This window comes from Rhodococcus sp. ACS1 (assembly GCF_002300155.1).
Classification (GTDB): domain Bacteria; phylum Actinomycetota; class Actinomycetes; order Mycobacteriales; family Mycobacteriaceae; genus Rhodococcus_F; species Rhodococcus_F koreensis.
Map to the genome: position 1 here is coordinate 188,618 of NZ_NSDZ01000001.1, position 20,925 is coordinate 209,542.

General features: G+C 66.3%; 17 protein-coding genes. 7 read left to right on the forward strand and 10 right to left on the reverse strand.

The window, feature by feature from the left end; translation table 11 throughout:
* Nucleotide 1 precedes the first annotated feature (1 nt).
* Genes CJ179_RS00910 through CJ179_RS00955 form a run of 10 tightly spaced genes read right to left on the reverse strand, consistent with a single transcriptional unit; the run spans nucleotide 2 to nucleotide 12,160 of the window.
* Nucleotides 2-2,152 (reverse strand): acetate--CoA ligase family protein, encoded by a 2,151-nt coding sequence (locus CJ179_RS00910; RefSeq protein WP_143548857.1) that lies wholly within the window; start codon nucleotides 2,150-2,152, stop codon nucleotides 2-4.
* Nucleotides 2,149-3,303 carry an acyl-CoA dehydrogenase family protein gene (locus CJ179_RS00915; RefSeq protein ID WP_095860426.1) on the reverse strand — a complete coding sequence of 385 codons (1,155 nt, stop codon included), beginning with the start codon at nucleotides 3,301-3,303 and terminating at the stop codon, nucleotides 2,149-2,151. Before CJ179_RS00915 ends, CJ179_RS00910 begins: the two co-directional genes overlap by 4 nt.
* Before the next feature lie 27 nt (nucleotides 3,304-3,330).
* The gene (locus tag CJ179_RS00920) at nucleotides 3,331-4,146 is read right to left on the reverse strand and encodes an N-acyl homoserine lactonase family protein (protein ID WP_095860427.1); all 816 of its coding nucleotides are present in this window, start codon (nucleotides 4,144-4,146) and stop codon (nucleotides 3,331-3,333) included.
* Nucleotides 4,143-5,027 (reverse strand): NAD(P)-dependent oxidoreductase, encoded by an 885-nt coding sequence (locus CJ179_RS00925; protein WP_095860428.1) that lies wholly within the window; start codon nucleotides 5,025-5,027, stop codon nucleotides 4,143-4,145. Before CJ179_RS00925 ends, CJ179_RS00920 begins: the two co-directional genes overlap by 4 nt.
* A 42-nt stretch (nucleotides 5,028-5,069) precedes the next feature.
* Nucleotides 5,070-6,527, reverse strand: coding sequence for an aldehyde dehydrogenase (locus CJ179_RS00930; protein ID WP_095860429.1), 1,458 nt, complete (start codon nucleotides 6,525-6,527; stop codon nucleotides 5,070-5,072).
* Entirely contained in the window at nucleotides 6,514-7,326 is an 813-nt protein-coding gene (locus CJ179_RS00935; RefSeq protein WP_095860430.1) for an enoyl-CoA hydratase/isomerase family protein, read from the reverse strand. Before CJ179_RS00935 ends, CJ179_RS00930 begins: the two co-directional genes overlap by 14 nt.
* 23 nt (nucleotides 7,327-7,349) lie before the next feature.
* Nucleotides 7,350-8,501: a CaiB/BaiF CoA-transferase family protein gene (locus tag CJ179_RS00940; protein WP_095860431.1), complete on the reverse strand. Its 1,152-nt coding sequence runs from the start codon at nucleotides 8,499-8,501 to the stop codon at nucleotides 7,350-7,352.
* The gene (locus CJ179_RS00945; RefSeq protein WP_095860432.1) at nucleotides 8,501-9,667 is read right to left on the reverse strand and encodes an acyl-CoA dehydrogenase family protein; all 1,167 of its coding nucleotides are present in this window, start codon (nucleotides 9,665-9,667) and stop codon (nucleotides 8,501-8,503) included. Before CJ179_RS00945 ends, CJ179_RS00940 begins: the two co-directional genes overlap by 1 nt.
* Before the next feature lie 10 nt (nucleotides 9,668-9,677).
* On the reverse strand, nucleotides 9,678-11,624 hold the full coding sequence (locus CJ179_RS00950) for an AMP-binding protein (protein ID WP_095860433.1): 1,947 nt from the start codon (nucleotides 11,622-11,624) through the stop codon (nucleotides 9,678-9,680).
* A 32-nt stretch (nucleotides 11,625-11,656) separates the two neighbouring features.
* Nucleotides 11,657-12,160, reverse strand: coding sequence for a MaoC family dehydratase (locus CJ179_RS00955; RefSeq protein WP_373560129.1), 504 nt, complete (start codon nucleotides 12,158-12,160; stop codon nucleotides 11,657-11,659).
* A gap of 142 nt (nucleotides 12,161-12,302) precedes the next feature.
* Between CJ179_RS00955 and CJ179_RS00960 the strand changes: the two genes are divergently transcribed.
* The 7 genes from CJ179_RS00960 to CJ179_RS00990 all read left to right on the forward strand — a co-directional run bounded on the left by CJ179_RS00960 (nucleotide 12,303) and on the right by CJ179_RS00990 (nucleotide 20,489).
* Nucleotides 12,303-12,974: a TetR/AcrR family transcriptional regulator gene (locus CJ179_RS00960; protein ID WP_095860434.1), complete on the forward strand. Its 672-nt coding sequence runs from the start codon at nucleotides 12,303-12,305 to the stop codon at nucleotides 12,972-12,974.
* Between the two features lie 309 nt (nucleotides 12,975-13,283).
* Complete coding sequence (locus CJ179_RS00965; RefSeq protein WP_095861020.1) at nucleotides 13,284-14,174, forward strand: CoA ester lyase; 891 nt, start codon at nucleotides 13,284-13,286, stop codon at nucleotides 14,172-14,174.
* 69 nt (nucleotides 14,175-14,243) lie between these two features.
* Nucleotides 14,244-15,587: an MFS transporter gene (locus tag CJ179_RS00970; RefSeq protein WP_095860435.1), complete on the forward strand. Its 1,344-nt coding sequence runs from the start codon at nucleotides 14,244-14,246 to the stop codon at nucleotides 15,585-15,587.
* Nucleotides 15,588-15,723: 136 nt separating this feature from the next.
* Nucleotides 15,724-17,742, forward strand: a complete 2,019-nt coding sequence (locus CJ179_RS00975) for a 3-hydroxyacyl-CoA dehydrogenase NAD-binding domain-containing protein (RefSeq protein ID WP_095860436.1) — start codon at nucleotides 15,724-15,726, stop codon at nucleotides 17,740-17,742.
* A gap of 53 nt (nucleotides 17,743-17,795) precedes the next feature.
* Nucleotides 17,796-18,425: a TetR/AcrR family transcriptional regulator gene (locus CJ179_RS00980; protein ID WP_257015222.1), complete on the forward strand. Its 630-nt coding sequence runs from the start codon at nucleotides 17,796-17,798 to the stop codon at nucleotides 18,423-18,425.
* Between the two features lie 486 nt (nucleotides 18,426-18,911).
* Complete coding sequence (locus CJ179_RS53730) at nucleotides 18,912-19,142, forward strand: hypothetical protein (RefSeq protein ID WP_306454230.1); 231 nt, start codon at nucleotides 18,912-18,914, stop codon at nucleotides 19,140-19,142.
* Between the two features lie 207 nt (nucleotides 19,143-19,349).
* Nucleotides 19,350-20,489, forward strand: a complete 1,140-nt coding sequence (locus CJ179_RS00990) for an LLM class flavin-dependent oxidoreductase (RefSeq protein WP_143548858.1) — start codon at nucleotides 19,350-19,352, stop codon at nucleotides 20,487-20,489.
* Nucleotides 20,490-20,925 lie beyond the last annotated feature (436 nt).

The following is a 20,925-nucleotide window of genomic DNA, read 5'->3' on the forward strand; positions in this document are numbered from 1 at the left end:
CCTACGGTCCTACGGTACCGGCGGTCACAACGACGGCGGGGGTCGAGCGAGTGGAATCGCAACGATCAGTTTGTGCGATCCGGACAACAGCATCGACCGCGAACACACCCTGTCCTTCGGCACACACCATCACCGGGTTCGCTTCGAGTTCGACCACGCCTGAGTCGACCAGATCGGCGGCCCGCGACACGGCGACCACGGCGTCACGCAGCGCCGTGAGGTCGCCCTTGGGGAGCCCCCGGAACCCGGCGAGTGCACGAAACGCGGTCACCTCGTCGATCATCTCCTGGGCTGTGGCCGGATCGACGGGAGCGAGACGAACGCTGCGGTCCTTGTGGAGTTCGGCCAGCACTCCTCCCGCGGCGAGAAGCACGATCGGGCCGACATCCGGGTCGACCCGGAATCCGATGAGGGCCTCGCCGAGGCCTCGGACCATCTGCTGCACGAGAATCTGGTCGGTCGGCACGGTGGGGTCGGTCCGCCGCACCGACGAGACGATGGTGTCGACGGCGGACGTCAACCCGGCGGTGTCCTCGACTCCGAGAACGACACCACCGAGGTCCGATTTGTGAGCCAGTCCCGCCGCATGAATCTTCACCGCGGCCGGTGTGGTCACCGGGATCTCGCCGAAGGGTCCGGCCGTGCCGAGCACCGCGAACGGAGCGTGTGGGATTCCCAAGTCGGCGAACACCCTGTACGAGGATTGCTCATCGAGGACGCTGGTCGTCGTAGATACCCGAAGGGGCGAGAATGCCTCCAGCCGGGGTGCCCGGGAAGCGAATACCGAGACAATCGCGTCGGCACAGGACTCCGGGGACCGGAAGGCGCTGATCCCGCCGCCGCGAAGCATGCGAAGTGCATCCGGCGCGGAGGGTACGACGAATGCCACGAGGGCTTTGTCGCCTCCTGCAGCGTCGACGATCGGCTTGACGGCATGCTCCGGATGGAAGCGGGCAGACGAACCCGGGACCGCCACGACGGCATCGAACTCGGGGGCGGTGAGCAGGATGTCGAGCGCGGACTTCATTACCTCGTATCGGGTTCCCGCCAATGTGAGGTCGACGAGGGTGCCACCACCTGTCTCGATGCCGGCGTCGGCGAGCCGGGCTCGGGTCTGATCGCTCGGCCGGGTCGGTTCGGCGCCGGCCATCGCCAGGCAGTCGACCATCATCGCCCCGCCGCCGCCAGTGGTGGAGACGACGGCCACCCGCGGAGCCGGGCGCGCAGCTCCGAGGGTCCGGGCGCGGCGAGCCAGGGGGTGTGCCTCGAGGAGCGCGTCGAAAGTGTGGACGCGGGTGATGCCGAGATCGCGGAGCGCCGCATCGGCAATGGCATCGTCTCCCGCGAGGGCGCCGGTGTGGGAGACAGCCAGTTCGGCGGCCGCGTCCGAGCGCCCGAGCTTGTAGGCCAGCACCGGTTTCCCGCGGTCGGCGGCCGCCCGCGCGAACGCGGCGAGATCGCCCGCATGGCTGAGGTTCTCGAGGAAGAGGATGTAGCTCGTCACCTCGGGGTCGTCGACCGCAGCGAGGCACACTTCGCCCAACGACAGGTCGATTTCGGAGCCGGTGGAGACCATGGAGTGGAAGGCTATTCCCGCGTCCTTGCCGCGTGAGGCCAACGCACCGATGGCACTACCCGACTGGGACGCCACGAAGATGCCCCCATCCCTCGGCAACGGCTCGGAGAAGGCGGCATTCGCGGTCAGGACGAGTCGCTGGGAGGTGCTGACCACGCCGAGACTGCTGGGGCCCAGGACACGGGTCCGCCCGGCCGCAGCGACCTGTTCGAGTGACGTCATCCGTCGGCGGGCATCCGCCGAACCACCCACGAAACCGTCGGCCATGATCGTCACCACCGGAACGCCGATCCGGGAGCACTCACGCGCGGCCTCGATCGCCGGATCCGCGCCGGTGAGAACGAAGACGTGGTCCGGGACGGCGGGCAGATCGGCCAGGCTGTCGTACGCCCTGCGACCCCCGACGGTGTCGCGGTTCGGGTTGACGACGTACACGGTCCCTGGCCAGTTGTTGTCGGCGAGATTGCGGAGGGGGCGCGAGGTGGTCTTGGCCGGATCGTCCGAGGCTCCGACGATCGCGACGGTCTGCGGCCGCATCAGTGCGCGGTAGAGGCGTTCGCCGCCGTCGGGACTCATCGCGTGCCCGCCCTCTGGCTGAACCGGCGATCGAAGACGGTCTCGGCGATACGGTTCTTGAGGATCTCGGTGGAACCGCCGGCGATCTTCCAGCCACGGGTACGCCGGAAGCAGTACTCGACCAGCGATTCTTCGCTGAACCCGATACCACCCATGGCCTGAACGGCGAGGTCTGCGGCACCGAATCCGGCCTCGTTGGCCGCGTACTTCGCGACAGCGGTGTCGTAGGCGGTCGGAAGTTCACCATCGCCGACGGCGGCGGCACGGTGCAGGAGCAGTTGGGCGGACTCGAGCGCGACAGCGCGCTCGGCGAACATCCACTGCAGTCCCTGAAACTCTGCGAGCCGGCGCCCGAACTGTTCGCGTTCGGTGACATGCCGCACGGCGGCATCGAAGGCATAGCGTCCGACAGCCAGCGATCGGGAGGCGTTCCCGAGCCGCTCGACGTTGAATCCGGTGATCTGCCGTTTGAAGCCGCCCTCGCCGAGAAGGACCTGAGAGTCCGGCACGAAGCAGTCCTCGAAGTACAGCTGGCACCAGTGCTCACCGTTCATGAACATGGACGGCTCTCCCACGGTCAGACCGGGAGTGCCGGCGTCGACGAGCACCGAGCCGATGCCCCCCACGCCCGGGCCGAATCGCACGTACACCAGGTACACCGAAGCCTCGGCGCTGTGGGTTCCGAACACCTTGGTGCCGTTGATGACGAACCCGTCGTCCTTACGGACTGCGGTTGTCTGCAGGTCCGTCACCGCGGAGCCTGCCTCGGGCTCGGTCATGCTCAGTCCGATGACCGACCTTCCGGCCAGCAGATTCGGCAGGTACTTTTCACGATGCTCTGGAGTCGCGTACTCGGCGAAGGTCCTGATCGCGCCGAAGTTGCCGGCCTGGATCACGTCCGCCGATCGCGGGCAGTGCGCTGCGACAGCTTGGATGGCGACGACCGCGGCGAGCAGCGAAGCGCCCTGTCCGCCCTTGTCCTCGGGGATCGTCAGTCCGAGCAGCCCTTGCTGCCCCATCTGTTCGGCCACGTCCCAGGGAAATTCGGGAGCGTGCGCCCTGGCGAGGGCACCCGGCGCGAGCGTCTTGGCTGCAAACGCCGAGACGGAGGCGCGGAAGTCCTCGATGTCATCGGGAAGGCGGAAGTCCACGGCGAAATCTCCTGTGTTGTTCGTAAGTCAGTGGTGTACGAGTGCGGGGCGGGGTGCGGGCTGCCGATGCAGGGCGACCATCCCGTCGGGAAGATCGCCGGAGACCGCGCCGAACCGTTCCATGACGACAGGGTCGTGGCCCGGCACCACATGATCTGGTCCGTCGGCGAGTTCCAGGACGGTGTCGAAGGCGTCGAGCATCGCCGGTACGTCCACGATCGCCGGGAACGGGTTTCTCAGGTCGAGGTTGGCGTAGTAGTGAAGCGCGTCGGAGGCGAGCACGACCCACCCGCGTTCGGTGCGCACCCGGACCACCTGCAGTCCGGGGGTGTGTCCGCCGACCGGGTGCAGTTCGACTCCGTCGGCCAGGACGTGGCGGCCGTCGATTTGCCGGACTCGGCCGTCGAAGGTGCGGCGCACGATGTCGCATACGTCGTCCACGTCGAAGAAGTGAGATAATTGCCGGTGCCGCATGCTGTTGCCGGTCGCGTACGCGACCTCGGCGCTTTGGATCCAGATGTGAGCGTCGGGGAAGTCTCCGAGATTGCCGGCGTGGTCGTAGTGCAGGTGTGTGACGACGATGTCGGTGACCTCGCCGGGTTCGATTCCCAACTCGCGCAGCGCGTCCGCCGGGCGACGTTCCAACACTCGTCCGCGGCGTTCACCGGCTTGCGGGCTGAACCCGGTGTCCACCACGATGATTCGATCCCGGTTTCGGACGACCCAGATGTCGAAGTCGAGGCGCATCGCGCCCGAGAGGTGCGGGTCGCCGAGGAAGTTGTCCCGGGCGACCCGGTCGACATGCCCGAGCCGGATCGCAAAGACGTCGAAGATCGGACTCATTTCCGGGTGCCACCTTCGATGAGTTTGACCATCACGGGGTAGTACTCGTCGCTGTAGCCGGCGTCGCGGGTGGCCTCGAGCAGTGTCATGGTCTGATCCGCCGACGCGGTGGGGACGCCCTCGTCGCGGGCGAGCTGGAGCGCCAGATTCAAGTCCTTGATGGCGTACACGGTCGGGAACGTCTTGACCGGGAATTCGTCGACGGCGAGCGTCGCAAGTGCCGACTTGCGCAGGACGAAGCTGTCCGCGGATCCGAGGGTGAGGGTCTCGAACAGCAACTTCGGGTCCACTCCCGCCGCGGTGCCGATGGCACGGGCCTCCGCCAGCGCGTTGATGGTCTGGAAGACCACCATGTTGTTGAGGATCTTGATGACCTGACCGCTACCGAGCGCGCCCGCGTGGACGATGTCGGATCCCATGCAGGACAACAACGGTTGCAGGTCGGTGAACCGCTCGGGTGTGGCACCGACGGTGATGAGCAGGGTGCCGTCCTTGGCGGCCTGCCGCAACCGCGCCACCGGCGCGTCGACCAGTTCGACACCGTTCTTGGCCAGAAGCGCCCCGAGCGCACGCGTCCGGGTCACATCGCTCGTGCTCATGTCGACGATGATCTTCGGCGGGTTGGTCGCGGACACGAGCTCTGCCGCGACCGCCTCCACCTGGACGATGCTGGGGAGCGAGAGGAAGACGACGTCGGCCTGTTCCGCGACGTCGACCACGCTCGCACCCCGCTTGGCGCCGGCGTCGACCACTCGGTCCAGCGACTCGGTGCTCAGATCGAAGGCGATCATCTCGTGGCCTGATCGGGTCACCAAGTTGATGCTCATCGGGCCTCCCATGACGCCGAGTCCGACGAATCCGAGAGTGCGCTTGCTGCTCATGTGGGTTTTCCTTCCTACGATCTTTTCGTCGCGTCTCGCCGCTCAGTCGAGCGCGACGATCACGCTCTTGACCTGCGTGTAGCCGAGCAGTGCCTCGGCGCCCTTCTCCCGGCCGATGCCGCTGGCTTTGTATCCGCCGAACGGGATCTCGACGCCCGCCCCGGCATAGCGGTTGATCTGCACCTGGCCGGCCTGCAGTTCCCGGGCCACTCGATGTGCCCGGCCGATGTCGGACGTGAAGACACCCGCCGACAGGCCGTACGGTGTGTCGTTCGCCTGCGCGATCGCCTCGTCGAGATCGTCGAACGCGATGACGGACTGCACCGGGCCGAACACTTCCTGCCGGGCGATGGCCATGTCGTTCGTCACGGACGCGACGAGGGTCGGCATCACGAAGAATCCCGTGTCCCGGTCGGCGGGAGGGTGGCCGCCGGTAATTACCTGCGCGCCGTCCGCCCGCGCCTGTTCGACCATCCCGATAACCCTGTCGCGTTGCGCGGCCGACACGAGCGGTCCGAGATCCGGGTCGTCGGCACCTCGGCCGACGGACAACCCGTGCATCTTCGCGGCGACCCGTTCGACGAACTCGTCGTGGACCGTGCGATGGACGAACAGCCGGGTGGTGGCGAAACAGGATTGGCCCGAGTTCCGAATGACGGCAAGGGCTCCGGCCTGCGCCGCACGTCCGAGGTCGGCATCGGCGCAGACGATCGTCGGCGATTTTCCACCGAGTTCGAGGTGAGCGCCGACGATTCGTTCGGCCGCCACACGTCCCACGCTCTGCCCCGATGCCACCGATCCGGTGAACGCGATGTGCCGGACCAGTTCGTGTCCGACCAGGGCGCCGCCGACGGTGGGTCCGTCGCCGAGGACGATGTTGCACACCCCGGCCGGAAGACCCGCCGCGACCATGAGGATCGCGACGAGACCGGTCGTCAGCGGTGTCAGCTCGGACGGCTTGACGACCACCGTGTTTCCGGCGGCCAGGCACGGTGCGACACCGCGCATCATCTGACTGAGCGGGGCGTTCCAGGGGGTGATGTGCGCGACGACGCCGTACGGCTCGCGGACGGTGTAGGCGAAGGTGTCCGTCGCCTGCGGGATGGTGTCGCCGCCGAATTTGTCACAGGCGCCGGCGTAGTACTCGAGGTAGCGCGCGGTGACGGCGATGTCGCCGCGCGCCTGGGAGATGGGCTTTCCGGTGTCGGCGGATTCGAGGGTGGCCAGCGTGTCCGCATGGGCGCGGACGGTTTCGGCGAGTCGAGCGAGCACGCGTCCACGTTCGACGGGCGCGGTCGCGGCCCAGCCTCGCCACGCGTCGTGGGCGTTGCGGACGGCCTCGTCGACCTGATCCGGCGTGGTCTGCGCGAACCGTGCGATGACCTGTTCGGTGGCCGGGTCGTGTACGTCGTGGATCGTCGCGTCGGCTGCCGCCGCCGTCCACTTTCCGCCGACGACGGCGGTCAGGACGTCGGGCAATACCGCCTCAGGCGAGTTCATGGGATGCATTCGGGGTGAAGTTCGGCGCACGGCGTTCGCGATGGGAGGCAACGCCTTCGGCGACGTCGGGGCCGTTGAAGGCGAGGAACTCGAGGCCGAGGGAGGCGTCGAAGATCGGGCCGGCCTGGCGGTACCAGCCGTTGATCGCCTGTTTGGTCCATCGGATGGCGTCCTGCGCACCGTCCGCGAGGTCTTTGGCGATGGCCGTGGCGGTGTCGAGCAGCTCCTCTTTGTCGACGGTGAGGGAGACCAGTCCCGCGCGTTCGGCGTCTTCGCCGGAGACTTCCCGGCAGGTCATCAGGAGGTACTTCGATTTCGCGATGCCGCACAGGAGCGGCCAGACGGCGGCGGCGTGGTCACCGGCGGCGACACCGAGTCGGGTGTGGCCGTCGATGATGCGGGCGTCTTTGGCGGCGACCGAGATGTCGGCCATCAGCGCGATGACGAGCCCGGCTCCGACGGCGGGTCCGTGGATGGCCGAGACGATGGGCTTCGAGCAGCCGACGATGTTGTAGTAGAGGTCTCGGGCCTCCTGCATGACGCGCATGTTGACCCGGTGGTCGGCGATCTGGGCCTCCACCATGTCGAAGCTGCCGCCGGCGGAGAACGCTCTGCCGACGCCGCGGACGAGGACCACCCGGACGGCCGGGTCCCGGTCGATGACCTGCCAGATGAGCGCCAGTTCGCGGTGCTGGTCTTCGGTCACGGCGTTGAGATTGGGCCCGTCGAAGACGAGCTCGAGCACGCCGGGGTGGTTGGTCTCGAACTTCAGGCTGGAGAACTGCTCATACGTGGACACTGTGGGTTTGTCCCTTCGGGGGGTCAGTGGATCGAGTGGACTCGGACGTAGCCCGCAGCCCAGTCGGCGATGACGTCGCCGATGTCCGCGCCTTCCCGAGCGGAGGGCCCGGGGTGGCGTGCGGGAGTGCGGTCGAGGCGGGGGGACGGTGCCGGGTGCAGGACGCCGTCGACGTCCACGAACACGGCGCGTTCGGCGTTGTGCGGGTCGCGTGCCGCCTCGGGGAAGTTCAGTACCGGCGTGACACAGGCATCGGTGCCGGCGTAGATGTCGGCCCACTCGGTCATCGGTCTGGTACCGATCCGGTCCGCGATCAGGGTCCGCAGCGTCGGCCAGTTCATTTCGTCGTCCCGGTCCGGCCACGCGTCGGTGCCGGAGCCCAGGCCGGCGAGGAAGGACCGGTAGAAGTCCTCTTCGAGGGCGCCCACGGCCACGTACCGGCCGTCGGCGCAGCGGTAGGTGTCGTAGAACGGTGCCCCGTTGTCGACGTGGTTGGTTCCGGGTTCGTCGGCAAACAGTCCGGCGGCGCGCAGGCCCTGCATTCGTGCGGTGAGCACGGCCGCTCCGTCGACCATGGACACGTCGACGACCTGCCCCTGGCCCGACCGGGCGGATTCGTAGAGGGCACAGACGATTCCGTAGGCTCCCAAAGCCCCTCCACCGGCGTAGTCGCCGAGGTAGTTCACCGCCGGACGCGGGCGCTGCCCGGGATGCCCGAGGGTGTGCAGGACTCCGGACTGGGCGACGTAGTTGATGTCGTGTCCGACGGACTTCGCCAGCCGGCCGGTCTGGCCGTAGCCGGTGATCCGTGCGAACACGATCGCCGGGTTACGGTCGAGGACGACGTCCGGGCCGAGACCGAGCCGCTCGACGACGCCGGGACGGTAGCCCTCGATGAAGATGTCCGCCGAGTCGATCAGTGCGAGTACGGATTCGATTCCCGCGGGATCCTTGAGGTCGACCTCCACCGAGGTGGTCCCCCGGTTGACCACGTCCCGGTCCGGGGCGAGTCCCTTGGTCTGTCCGATCTCGCGCGCGGAGCGGTGCCGCGGGCGCGCGACGCGGACGACGTCGGCTCCCATGTCGGAGAGCAGCATCGAGATGAACGGGGTGGGCCCGAGTCCCTCCAGAACGACAACTCGTGTTCCGGTGAGGGCACCGCTCCGCGCGGACATCAGTACGACCTCGGCATCTTGAGGACGTTGTGCGAGACGAAGTTGAGCACCATCTCCTGCGAGAACGGCGCGTTCAACTGGAGGCGGCATTCCCGCCACAGACGCTCCACGTGGTATTCCTTCGAGTACGCGTAGCCGCCCAGGGTCGACATCGCGCGGTTGCAGGCTTCGAACCCGGCCTCGGCGCCGAGGAACTTCGCTGCGGCGGCTTCCTTGCCGCATTTCTGCCCCGTGTCGAACAGGTTCGCCGCATGCATGGCCATCCGCTCGGCTGACTCGAGGCGGATCCACGAGTCGGCCAAAGGATGAGCAACGGCCTGGTTCTTGCCGATGGGACGATCGAACACGACCCGGTCCTTGGCGTACTGAACCGCGATATCCATTGCGGCACGGCCGATTCCGATCTGTTCCATGGCGACGACGATGCGCTCGGGGTTGAGTCCGTCGATGAGGTATTGAAACCCCTTGCCGACCTCGCCGACGACCTCGTCGTCGCGGACCGGGAGGTCGTCGATGAACAGCTCGTTCGAGTCGAGTGCCGAGCGGCCGCACTTCTCGATCTCCCGGATGGTGACGTGGTCGCGGTTGAGATCGGTGAAGAAGATCGTCATGCCGTCGAGCGGGTTGGCGTCATCACGCGGTGAGGTACGGGCGAGCAGCAGGATCTTGTCGGCGTTCTGGGCGTTACTGATCCAGACCTTCTGACCGTTGACGACCCAGCCTCCGTCGACCTTCTTGGCCATGGTGCGGATGCGGGAGGTGTCGACGCCGGCGGTCGGTTCGGTGACGCCGAAGCACATGAGGATTTCGCCGCTGGCGATCTTCGGCAGCCACTGCTTCTTCATTTCCTCGGAGCCGAAGTTGATGATCGGCGCCGGGGGGAAGATCGAGAAGTGGATAGCCGAGGAACCACTGTTCGCGGCACCGGAGGCGGAGATCTCGTAGAGCATCACCGCCGCCTCGGTCATCCCGAGCCCGAGTCCGCCGTACTCCTCGGGGATGATCAGGCCCAGCCAGCCGCCGTCGGCGAAGGCCTGGACGAACTCGCGCGGATATTCGGCCTTCTTGTCCTTCTGCCGCCAGTATTCGAGATCGAAGCTGCGGGCCAGTTCGCGTGTCGCCTTTCTGACGACGTCGACTGTGGTCTCCTCGGTGGTGATGGTCATGGTGTTTCTCCTAATTCTGCAGAGAGGGAATGGCGGCGAGACTGTCGACGGAGTCGAGTGCGGCGAGATCCCCCGTTGGTTCTCCGAGATGCTGTGCGCGGATGACGCGGCGCATGATCTTGCCGTTCTTGGTCTTCGGCAGAGCCGACACGAGGTGGACGTGGGGGGCGAATGACCGTCCGACGTTGTGGACGGCCGTGGCGACGAGGTCGTCCTCGTCGATCCACTCGTCCCGCACAACGACGAAGGCGACGACCTTCTGGCCGCGTTGTTCGTCGGGCACCCCGATCACCGCGACCTCGACGATACGAGGATCCTTGAGCAGCGCGGCCTCGAGCTCCGCGGGCCCGATTCGTCGGCCGGAGACCTTCATCGTGTCGTCCGACCGGCCGTGGATCTTCCAGCTCCCGGACGGTGACACGCTTGCCAGGTCACCGTGAACCCAGACGTCGGGCCAGGTGTCCCAGTAGGTCTTCAGGTAGCGGTCGGTGTCGCGCCAGAACGAGTGGGTCATTCCGGGCCAGGTGTTCATCACGGCCAGTTCCCCGATCTCGTCGAAGACCGGCGTGCCCGCTGCGTCGAGGACGGCGGCGTCCATACCCAGCATGGGGCCGTTGAACGACGCCGCGTCCGCGGCGAGGAACGGATAGCAGACGATGATTCCGCCGGGAACCTCGGTTCCGCCGCTGTAGTTGATGACGGGGCGGGTGCCCGTGCCGACGTGGTCGAACAACCATCGCCAGGTGGGCTCGTCCCATGCCTCACCGGTGGAGGCGAAGGAAACGAGGGTCGACAGGTCCTGTGCGATCTCCTCGTCCTGTGTGGCCGCCATGACGGCCCGCGCCGCCGTCGGGGCAATGCCCTGCAGGGTGACACCGTTGCGTTCGACGATCTCCCACAGCCGGTTCCGGCTCGGGTACGTCGGCACGCCTTCCGTCAGCACCAGGGTGGCGCCGTGCTGGAGAACTCCAATGAGCAGAACGCCGTACAGCATCCAGCCGATGTCGGCGATCCAGGCGACGACATCACCCCGGTGGACGTCGAAACCGTATGCCGCGTCGACACCGCACTTGACGGCCAGACCGCCGTGCGAGTGGACGATGCCCTTCGGTGCGCCGGTGGTACCGGAGGTGTAGGCGATGACCACCGGGTCGTTGGGGTCGGTGTCCACGGTCGGGGCCGGCGCGGGGTCGGCCTCGAGTTCGTCCCAGTAGACGTCGCGGCCGTCGGTCATCGGAGCCCCGTCGCCGAGGTTGCGCACGACGATGACCGTGCGGATCGAGGTCGTCTCCGCGAGTGCCTCGTCCGCGGTCTCCTTGAGGGGAACCCGCTTGCCGCGGCGCGTCGTCGCGTCCGCCGTGATCAGCACGACCGCGTCTGAGCTGCGGATGCGCGAGGCAACGGCCTCGGCGCCGTAGCCGGAGAACGCCGGGACCACGACCGCGCCGATCATGGCGGCGGCCAGGAACGCCACCGCGGTCTCGGGGACCACCGGGGTGAACAGCACGATCCGGTCGCCCTTGCCGACCCCGAGGCCATGCAGGTTCGCCGCGAAGCGGCGCACCTGCAGGTCGAGTTCGGCGAAGGTCAGCGCCCGGCGGGCGCCGTTGTCGGCCTCGTAGACGATGGCGTCACGGTCGGCGAGATCCCCCGACGCGTGGCGGTGCGAACACAGGTGCGCCAGATTGATCCCCCCTCCGACGAACCACTTCGGCAGCGGCTTGCCGGCCGAGTCGTCGAGCACCGCGGTGAACGGCCGGGTGAACTCGATGTCGAGGTCGTCGATCACCGCCCGCCAGAACCACTCGGGATCGTTGATCGATGCTGCGTGTAGTTCCTCGACCGACTCGTATCCCCACCGCTTCATCGCCGCGAGCAGCCGGTTCCGGGAAATGATTTCCCCGGTCGGGATCCAGGCGGGCGAGGAGGAGGTTCCGAAGACGCATTGCCCCAACATGTGCACGTCCTTCTTGTGTGATCGGGTGGCGGTCAGCTCGGGCGCTTGAGCATGAGCCCGTTGCGGCGCGCGTTGCACACCACCTCGTCACGCTGGTTGAGGCCGAGGTGGCGGAAGAAGACGATCCCGGCGTCGTTGCGGCTCTTGGACTCTCGCTTGCCGATGATCTCGGTGCGGACATGGATGGTGTCGCCGTGGAACACGGGCTTGGGGAAGGTGATCTCCTCGAACCCGAGATTGGCGACCGTCGTGCCGAGGGTGGTCTCGGGCACGGGGACACCGCAGACCAGCCCGAGGATGTAGAGGCTGTTGACCAGACGCTGACCGAACTCGGTGTTCTTGCTGTACTCCGCATCCAGGTGCAGCGGCGCGAGGTTCAGCGTCAGCGAACTGAACAGTACGTTGTCGTACTCGGAGACCGTCCGCCTCGTGGGATGGTCGATCACGAGACCGGATTCGAACTCCTCGAAATACAAACCGGGCATATCGGCGCCCTGCCTTTCACTTGTGTGTCGCGTGACGAACGCCTGGCAGATCGGCCAGGAATAGGAAGTGACCTCACGTCCGCGCAGTGCGGGATCGGAGTCGGTGACATGGGGTGTGCGCCCCATCTGGCACGTTAATCTACTGTCGATTAACGTAGGAGTCAACAACACCTTCTGTGCTAATTTGCAGTCGATGACGAACACGAGACGCGGAACCGAGTCGAACTCGCCCGCCGGAACCAAAGCCGCGCGAACCCGTCAGCGCATCATGGATGCGACTGCCCGGGTGGTCGGACGACGCGGCTACGCCGGCACTCGACTGTTCCAGGTCGCCGCGGAGGCGGGTCTTCAAACTGCGACGATCTACTACCATTTCGCCTCCCTGGAAGAGCTCATCGAAGCGGTCATCCGGGAGGGAACGACGCAGGTCAACACCCATGTTCGGCATGCTCTGGCGGACTTGCCGCCGGACACGGACCCGCTGGAGCGCATCGCGGTCGCCGTCGAGGCCCATCTGCGCGTGACGCTCGGGATGTCGGACTACACCATTGCCGCGGTCCGCAACTCTCGCCAGCTCCCCGAGTCCATGCGCGACGCGATCCGCGTCGCCGAGGAGGAATACGGCACCGTCTGGCGTGACCTGATGAATGCCGCCCACACGGCCGGCCGGATCAGACCCGACGCCGACCCCTACCTCACGCGCATGCTGATCATGGGCGCCTTGAACTGGGCTGTGGAATGGTGGCGCCAGGACAGGGTCCCGGTGGAAACCGTGATCGCGACCGCGCAAACCATTGTTCGCCGCGGACTGGAGAACCGCTCCCCGCACGCGGCCTCACCGCTGTTCCTCGAGCCCCGCTCCTAAGAAAAGCAGGCCCTACCTGCGCGAACCAGGGCGCCGGGCGCACCTGCCGACGGTGGACGGTGCCACGGCCGCCACGACCCCACAGCGCGACCCGGGTCCGGGCTATTGTCATCCACATCACGTTAATCTACGATCGATTCACACACCGGGGCGCTGCGGAACCGGCTGTCCCATCCATGCCGGCCACTGCACGTCACTCCAATTCCCTTGTTGTGGAACCTGATTCCAGTGACCGCCTGCCCCGGGCCAGCGCCGTCGATCGAACTCGAAACGACCATCACCTCGAAGGAGACATCCTCCATGACCACAATTCGACCGTATCGGTCCATGCTCTTCGTGCCGGGACACAAGGGCGCGTGGGCCGACAAGGCCGTGGCGTCGGGCACCGACGCGATCATTCTCGACCTGGAGGATTCCGTTCCCGCCGCGGACAAGGTAGCGGCGCGCGACACCGTCGTCGCCACCATCGGCCGCCTGCGCGATCAGGGAATCCGCGCGGATGTGTGGGTTCGGCCCAACAGCCGCGACACCGGACTCATGGGCGCCGATCTCGACGCCGTCGTCGTACCCGGCGTCGCGGGACTGCTCCTCCCGAAGACCTTCGACGCCAGAGAGATTATTCAGATCGACGCGGTCGTTTCCCATCTCGAGGAGACCCGGGGTCTCCCGGCCGGTGAGATCGGTTTCCTGCTGAGCCTCGAAACAGCGTCGTCGATGGCGAACTGCGAGGCGATGGCCGCGGCCACCCCGCGGGTTGCGGCCCTCCTCGGCGCCACGGGACCCAACGCCGATGTCGGGCGGGAACTCGGATTCGAATTTACCCCGGAGGGTCTCGAAACCCTGTACCTGCGCAGCCGCATCGTGCTCGCGTCCCGGGCCAACGGGCTGCACCACCCGATCGGCGGCGTGTGGCAGGACATCGCAGACCTGGACGGATTCCGCACCTTCTGTGAGGACAACCGCCGCCTCGGGTACCGGGGCATGACCCTCATCCACCCCTCCCACGTCGAGATCGCCAACGAGGTCTTCACCCCCTCCCCCGACAAGGTCGACTTCTACCGACGCATGGTCCAGGCCTTCCGCGACGCCGAAGCCCAGGGACATGGTGCAGTCGACTTCGAGGGTCAGCACATCGACCTCGCCCACGCCAAGACCGCGGAGGGCGTCATCGCGCTCGCCGACGCCCTCGCCCTCGTCTGAACCATCCCCGACCGGATCCGCTCTCCCCCACCACAGTTCTCCCCTCCCCGGCCCTCCGGAAGGATTGCCATGTCCGCATCCCACGTGTCCTCGCCACCGAGACAAGTCACCGAATCCGCGGCGCGCCGCCGCGCCATCTACGCCGGCGCCATCGGCAACTTCATCGAGTGGTACGACTTCGGCCTCTACGGCTTCTTCGCAGTCACCATCTCGGCGCTGTTCTTCCCCTCGTCCGACCCGAGCGCTGCGCTCCTGTCCACCTTCGCGGTGTTCGCGCTGGGATTCTTCGTCCGCCCCCTCGGCGCCTTCGTGTTCGGTTGGATCGGTGACCGCATCGGCCGTCGGGCCGCCCTCCTGACCGCCGTGATCCTCATGAGCCTGTCGACCGTCCTGCTCGGCGTGTTGCCGACGCACGCGGGCCTCGGCGTCTGGGCCACCGTCCTGCTCGTCGTCCTGCGGGTGTTCCAGGGGCTCTCGGCCGGCGGCGAGTATGCCGGCGCCACGATCTACGTGGTCGAGCACGCGCCCCGGGGATGGCGCGGGCGATACGGTTCGCTCTCTCCCGCCGCGGTCGGCATCGGAACCGCCACCGCAGCGCTCGTCTCCCTCATCGTGACCTCGTCGGTCTCCGAGGCCGACCTCACCTCGTGGGGCTGGCGGATCCCGTTCCTGCTGGCCGGGCCGATGGGCATCGTCGCCATCTTCCTGCGGATGCGTATCGAGGAGACACCGGAATTCAAGGCGGTGCGCGAGTCCGGCCAAGTCGAGTCGGCGCCGCTCGCCGAGGGCATCCGTGTGGCGAAGAAGTCGATGGCCACCGTCTTCGGGTGGAACATGCTCAACGGTGTCGCCTTCTACATGCTCACCGGCTTCACGGTGGCCTACATGATGAAGGTGGCCGCGCTCAGCTACACCGCGTCGCTCAGCGCACTGGCCATCGCGCTGCTCTTCTACACCGCCGTGTCCCCCGTCTACGGGCTGTGCGTGGACAAGATCGGCCGCCGCCAGGTCGCGGTGTTCGCGGCACTGGGTATGGCCGTGTTCGCGCCGCTGGCGTTCTCCCTGCTCCACAAGCAGACGTTCGCCGCATCGCTGCTCGCCTTGATGGGGATCGGGTTCTTCGCCGCCGGTGTAACCTCCATCGTGGCCGTCTCCATGGTCGACCTCTTCCCCGCCCGCATCCGCTTCTCCGCCGGCGCCGTGCCCTATCAGATCTCCATCGCCGTCTTCGGTGGCACCGCACCCTATGTGGCCACCTGGCTGGGGAACACCGACGTCGAGCTGGCGCCCGGGTACTACCTGTCCCTCATCTCCGCCATCGCGGCAATCGTCGCGTGGTTCGGGTTCAAGGGCGTCAACGAGAATTCCAACGCCGAGTTCGTCGCCCCCACCGCCGAACGCATCGAGAAATAGTCTCGGCATCCCGCGTGGAGACCGGCGCAGGCTCACCGCCTGCGCCGGTCTCCACGCTGTGGGCGACTCCCCGTCCTCCACTCGGCGACACCCAATTTCCGAACGATCACGATGTGCGACGAAGAAAGGCCTCATCATGTCCACGGTCACCACCAGCCTTCGCGGAACGATCGCCGTACTCCTCCTGAACAATCCCCCGGTGAACATGGGCAACGCGACCCTGCGTGCCGACCTCGCCCGGTCCCTGCGGAACCTTGCGACGGACCCTTCGGTCGAGGGGGTGGTGATCGCCTCCGCGCTGACGCACTTCTACGCCGGCTCGGACCTTACCGAGTTCGCTGGTGAGCTTCGGGAACCGCAATTGCCCTCCGTCATCGCCGCCGTCGAACAGCTGGACGTGCCCGTGGTCGCCGCCCTCACCGGGCTCGCCCTGGGCGGCGGTCTCGAATTCGCTCTCGGCTGCGACCGTCGGATCGGAGATCCCACGGTCCAAGTCGGATTCCCCGAGGTGACGCTCGGGATGGTGCCCGGTGCCGGAGGAACGGTCCGCACGCCCCGCCTCACCGGTGTCCCCACCGCCATCGACCTGGTGGCGTCCGCGCGGCGAATCGGTGCCGACGAGGCACTCCGCGTCGGGATTCTCGACGACATCGTTCCGGCCGACGAACTCGTCGATCGCGCGGTCGAGCTCGCGAGGTCCGCCAGCGGCAAGTCCCGACTGATCGACCGGCAGGTGCCGCCCGCTCCCGAGGAAGACATCGAAGCGGCGGTCACGCGGGTGAGCCGGCGGGCTCGCCCCAACGTCCTCGAGGCGATCGACCTGGTTCGCCGCGCGGGCGACGGCGACATCGACGTTAATGAGGCCCTCGATGCCGAACGGAAGGTGTTCAACCGGCTCAGGCTTTCCGGCGAGGCGAGCAACCTGCGCTACCTGTTCTTCGCGCGCCGTGCGGCCGCGAAAGCGCTGCGCTCACCTGCAAACCCACTGCCGGTCCGCACGGTGGGCATCGCCGGCGCGGGAACAATGGGTGCCTCCCTCGCCCGCACCTTCACCGATCACGGGTTCGCGGTCATCGTCTACGACCGGGATCCGGCCACGGTGGAACGTCTCGCCGCGCAGGTCAACGGGATCCGTATTGCCACCGACATCACCGGTCTGGCCGACTCCGATCTCGTCATCGACGCCGTGTTCGAGGACATGGGAGTCAAGACCGACCTGCTCGAAAACCTCGAACCCGTACTTCGAGGCGACGCGGTCATCGCGAGCAACACCTCCTATCTCGATCTCTCTGAGATGTCGCGTGCGCTCGAGTACCGCAACCGATTCGCGGGGCTGCACTTCTTCAACCCGCCACATCGCAACCCCCTCGTCGAGGTGATCCGCACTCCGGCTACCGACGATGTAACCGCCGCCACCCTGTCCCGGATCGTCTCCACCATGGACAAGGTCGGTGTTCCCGCCGGACTCGGTGAGGGGTTCGTCGCCAACCGCGTCTACGCCGATTACCGCACGCAGGTCGAATTCCTGGTCGAGGAAGGCGCCTCACCGTCGGACGTCGACCGTGCGATGCGCGGACTCGGCATGCCGATCGGCCCCTTCGCTGTCGCCGACATGTCCGGTCTGGTCATCGCCTGGGCGCGCCGCAAGCGGCTGGCAGCCACGCGTGATTCACGGCAACGCTATGTCGCAATCGCGGACCGGTTGTGCGAGGCAGGCCGACTCGGGCAAAAGACCGGCGCGGGGTGGTTCACCTACCCCGACGGTTCGCGACGCGGAGAACCCGATCCCGAGGTCGAGGCGATCATCGCGGCCGAACGTGCGATCACAGGAGTCGAGCCCCGCCACATCGACGATTCGGAAATCCGGGACAGGGTACTCGCGGCGATGCTGTGCGCCGCCGCAGTCCTGGTGGAGTCCGGAATCGCCGAGCGCGCATCCGACATCGATGTGGCCATGACCGAAGGGTTCGCATTCCCCAAGTCGCTGGGTGGTCCGATCAGAGCAATGTCGGCGCGGCCCGACAGCGAGATCATCGAGGCTCTCGCCGCTGTTCACGCTTCGTGCCCACTCACCTTCGCCGTCGCGGAACCCGCCTCGCAGGGACGCCTCCCCGAGGCCATCGCGCGATGCCTCGACGAGGTACGCGAGCGGTGATCACCCGCAACCGCGGTGACGGCGTGATGCCTCCGGTCCATTACCGTAGAACGGTGACAAAGGACGCTTCGAGCACAAGACAGCGCGGCGCCGCCGCCACGCGCAGCGGCAAACACACCCGCCAGCTGATCCTCGATGCCGCCGCAGAGGTCATGTTCCGGGACGGATACGCGGGAACCAAGCTCGCCGACATCGCCGAGATCGCCGGAATCCGAGCACCCGCAATCTACCGGCACTTCCCCTCCCGAGACGACCTCGTCGACGAGGTGATGACCGTCGGACACCGACGATTCATCGAACACGTGACCTCTGTCATCGACGCCCTACCACCCACCGCGACACCGCTCGATCGGATCCTCGCGGCCGTCGCGGGACACCTGGAAGTAGCCCTGACGATCTCGCACTACGCGGCCGCCTCGACCCGCAACATGAGCCAAATGCCCGACGATATCCGGGAACGCCAGCAAGAGCTGCGCCGAGAATACGGCGCGATCTGGCGACAACACCTTACCGAGGCGGCCGAAGCCGGACAGCTCCAACCCGACCTGAATCTGTATGCGGCACAAGGACTGATCATCGGAGCACTGAGCTGGGCCAACGAATGGTGGGACCCCGAACGACAGAACCTCCAGGCCGTGATCCGAAACGCGCAAGACCTCGTCCGCAACGGGATCGGCCGCTGACTTCAACGTTGCTCGCGGCAGGCACAGATAGCGCGGAACACGGAGTTCGGATCACCACCCCGGGCCGGTGGGGACAGGAGTAGTCCGCCTTGCGGTCAACAAGGTAGCCGGCGCCTGGCACACCGGCGAGCTCTTCCCTGCTGCTACCTGCCGGACCCATTCGCTACCGAGTACGAGCACACCGCACCGCACCGCACCGGCCCCATAAGCGTCGTAGGACCCGATCTACGTAACGCCGACTGAGACTAGATCGCCACCGAGTTGCGTGCCCATCCCGGTTATCGGGCGATTCAGGAGCTGCCCGGGGTCGCAGGCCACCGCCTACCGCCGGTTGGCGGAGCTGACGAAGGGCACGAACGCGGTGAGCGGTTCGGCGAAGGCACGACGGTCGATCGCGGCGGGCCCGAAGGGTGTTCACGGGCGGTTACGTGCTACACGGCCGGGCGAGTACGTCTCCTCGATACCCAGGATCTGTATGTTTTCGCGATGGAACCGTTGACCTGCCGGTGGGTTCGTGCCCAGCTGACCGTCGCGCAGGACCTGTTCGACCGCCAGATTCTCGGGTTGAAGGTGATCCGCCACCGGCAGACGCGGCAACGTCGTATCGACGTATCCACCGTCGTCCGCCCGATACCGGACGGACACATCCGATTTCGCGGAAACATCAGCCAAGCCCGCCCGCAGGACGGAGTCCTCAGTCTTAACGCTTGCCATTGAACGCACCGAACCGCGCCGGATCCATATTCGGTCAAACATTTATCACACTACCCAGTGATGCACGCGAAGCGTTCTGTCAACTTCCATGTCTTAACGCTCCCAAAAGGGTATTGTCAGATAAATATCTGGTTGTAAGTATCTCCGTCCGTGTCACGCGCCTGCAGCGTCATCGGTCGCGGTCGGGACGCAAACACGAGGAGGTTGCGAGTGACCGAGTCACGGACTACGGCGGCATTCAATTTGGAGGGTCCAGCGTTCCGCATGGGACTGTTTCTATCGGGGTGGCTCGACCCGGGAGCGCCCAGCACCAAGGCTTTGACCGACACTCTGCTGGGACGCATCGTGGCAGCCGAGCAGGCAGGTTTCATGTCCGTCTGGGTGGGCCAGCACCTGCTCGGTGATCCTTGGCCGGTTCTCGACACGAGTGTGTTCCTGGGCCGAATTTCGGGGGCCACAGAGACGCTGGAGATCGGCGGCGTTTACCTGTTGCCCCTCGCGCATCCTATCCGTCTGGCAGAGTCGTTGATGAGTCTGGACAACATCTCCGGTGGCAGGCTCAACCTGTGCGCCGCGTTGGGCTGGGCTCCGCGCGAGTTCGCTGCCATCGGTGTCCCAATCCGTGAACGAGCAAAACGGTTTGAAGAAATCATCACGGTGATGCGGCATCTGTGGTCCAGTGACCAGCCGCTGAACTTCAACGGGAAGTATTACTCATTTGACCAAGTCAAGATGGTTTCTCAGTCTGAGCGTCCGGGGGGAATCCCCATTTGGATAGGGGCCAGCTCCTTGGTAGGCGTACGGCGCGCGGCGCAGCTCGGCGACGCATGGTTGGGAAGTAGCCACACGCCGATTGAAGACTTGGCATCATTCTCGGCGCGCTTCGACGAAGCTTTGGCCGCAGAGGGCCGGGTTATCCAACGCCGCCCCCTGTTGAGGCACTGCATGGTCGCAGAGACCGACGAGTTGGCCACGGAGAGGTTCGTCAACGCCTTCGAGGCCTACTATCGGGCATTGGGCGACTGGGGAATCTTCAAAGAAGTCGTAGGAGAACGTCACTCGATCCAAAACTCGGACAGTCCACTCCCTCCCGGACGTGCCATCGTGGGCAGCCCCGAGACTGTTATGAAGCAAATCGCGGAGTACCAGCGGCTTGGCTTCAACGAGATCATCTTCCAGGTCGGCCTGCCCGGCACCCCTGAGCCCTTCGTCCATGAATCCCTGGAACTGCTCGGCCACCAGGTGCTGCCCCGGCTTCTCGACAAGCAGATGGCACCGGTCGTTGGCGGACTTTCCACGCGAAGACGCGACGGGGACGACGAGGGCCTTGATGGCCGTCTCAAGGTTTGATCCGATGTCGCAGCGGATATGCCGTCTCGTGGAGGACCGACCCATCATTCGCATAAGAAGCGAACTCCTGCAGCGTCTTCAACACCAAGACCCAGGACGTCAACGATGTGCGTGACACCCGACTGAAGCAGGAAATCAGTCGGCGGGACTCCGGATCAACGGTAACCGCAACTCAGTGCAGCGCTGTCGGAGTCACCCCTTTCTATTCGAAGCCGATGCACTGCTGGGGCATCGAGACGTGGACGCCGTCGGCGTACTCCGCTGCCTCGAACTCGCCTCATCGAGGAGTGCAACTCAGTGCTTGCAGGGGACACCCCGTTCACTGGCTGGCGCCGAACCGGCGCGAATCGGCCGCGCAAACGCTCTACCCCGATAAGCCCGATCGCGGGCCCAACCACTTAACCTCACGCCTCAACCGAAGTGGGGGCAGTCCTTG

Coding starts and splice junctions, on each gene's coding strand:
- CJ179_RS00925 (WP_095860428.1), bottom strand. CDS start 5,027: ATGAGCAGCAAGCGCACTCTCGGATTCGTCGGACTCGGCGTCATGGGA.
- CJ179_RS53730 (WP_306454230.1), top strand. CDS start 18,912: ATGGAACCGTTGACCTGCCGGTGGGTTCGTGCCCAGCTGACCGTCGCG.
- CJ179_RS00920 (WP_095860427.1), bottom strand. CDS start 4,146: ATGAGTCCGATCTTCGACGTCTTTGCGATCCGGCTCGGGCATGTCGAC.
- CJ179_RS00950 (WP_095860433.1), bottom strand. CDS start 11,624: ATGTTGGGGCAATGCGTCTTCGGAACCTCCTCCTCGCCCGCCTGGATC.
- CJ179_RS00970 (WP_095860435.1), top strand. CDS start 14,244: ATGTCCGCATCCCACGTGTCCTCGCCACCGAGACAAGTCACCGAATCC.
- CJ179_RS00975 (WP_095860436.1), top strand. CDS start 15,724: ATGTCCACGGTCACCACCAGCCTTCGCGGAACGATCGCCGTACTCCTC.
- CJ179_RS00945 (WP_095860432.1), bottom strand. CDS start 9,667: ATGACCATCACCACCGAGGAGACCACAGTCGACGTCGTCAGAAAGGCG.
- CJ179_RS00910 (WP_143548857.1), bottom strand. CDS start 2,152: ATGAGTCCCGACGGCGGCGAACGCCTCTACCGCGCACTGATGCGGCCG.
- CJ179_RS00960 (WP_095860434.1), top strand. CDS start 12,303: ATGACGAACACGAGACGCGGAACCGAGTCGAACTCGCCCGCCGGAACC.
- CJ179_RS00930 (WP_095860429.1), bottom strand. CDS start 6,527: ATGAACTCGCCTGAGGCGGTATTGCCCGACGTCCTGACCGCCGTCGTC.
- CJ179_RS00940 (WP_095860431.1), bottom strand. CDS start 8,501: ATGTCCGCGCGGAGCGGTGCCCTCACCGGAACACGAGTTGTCGTTCTG.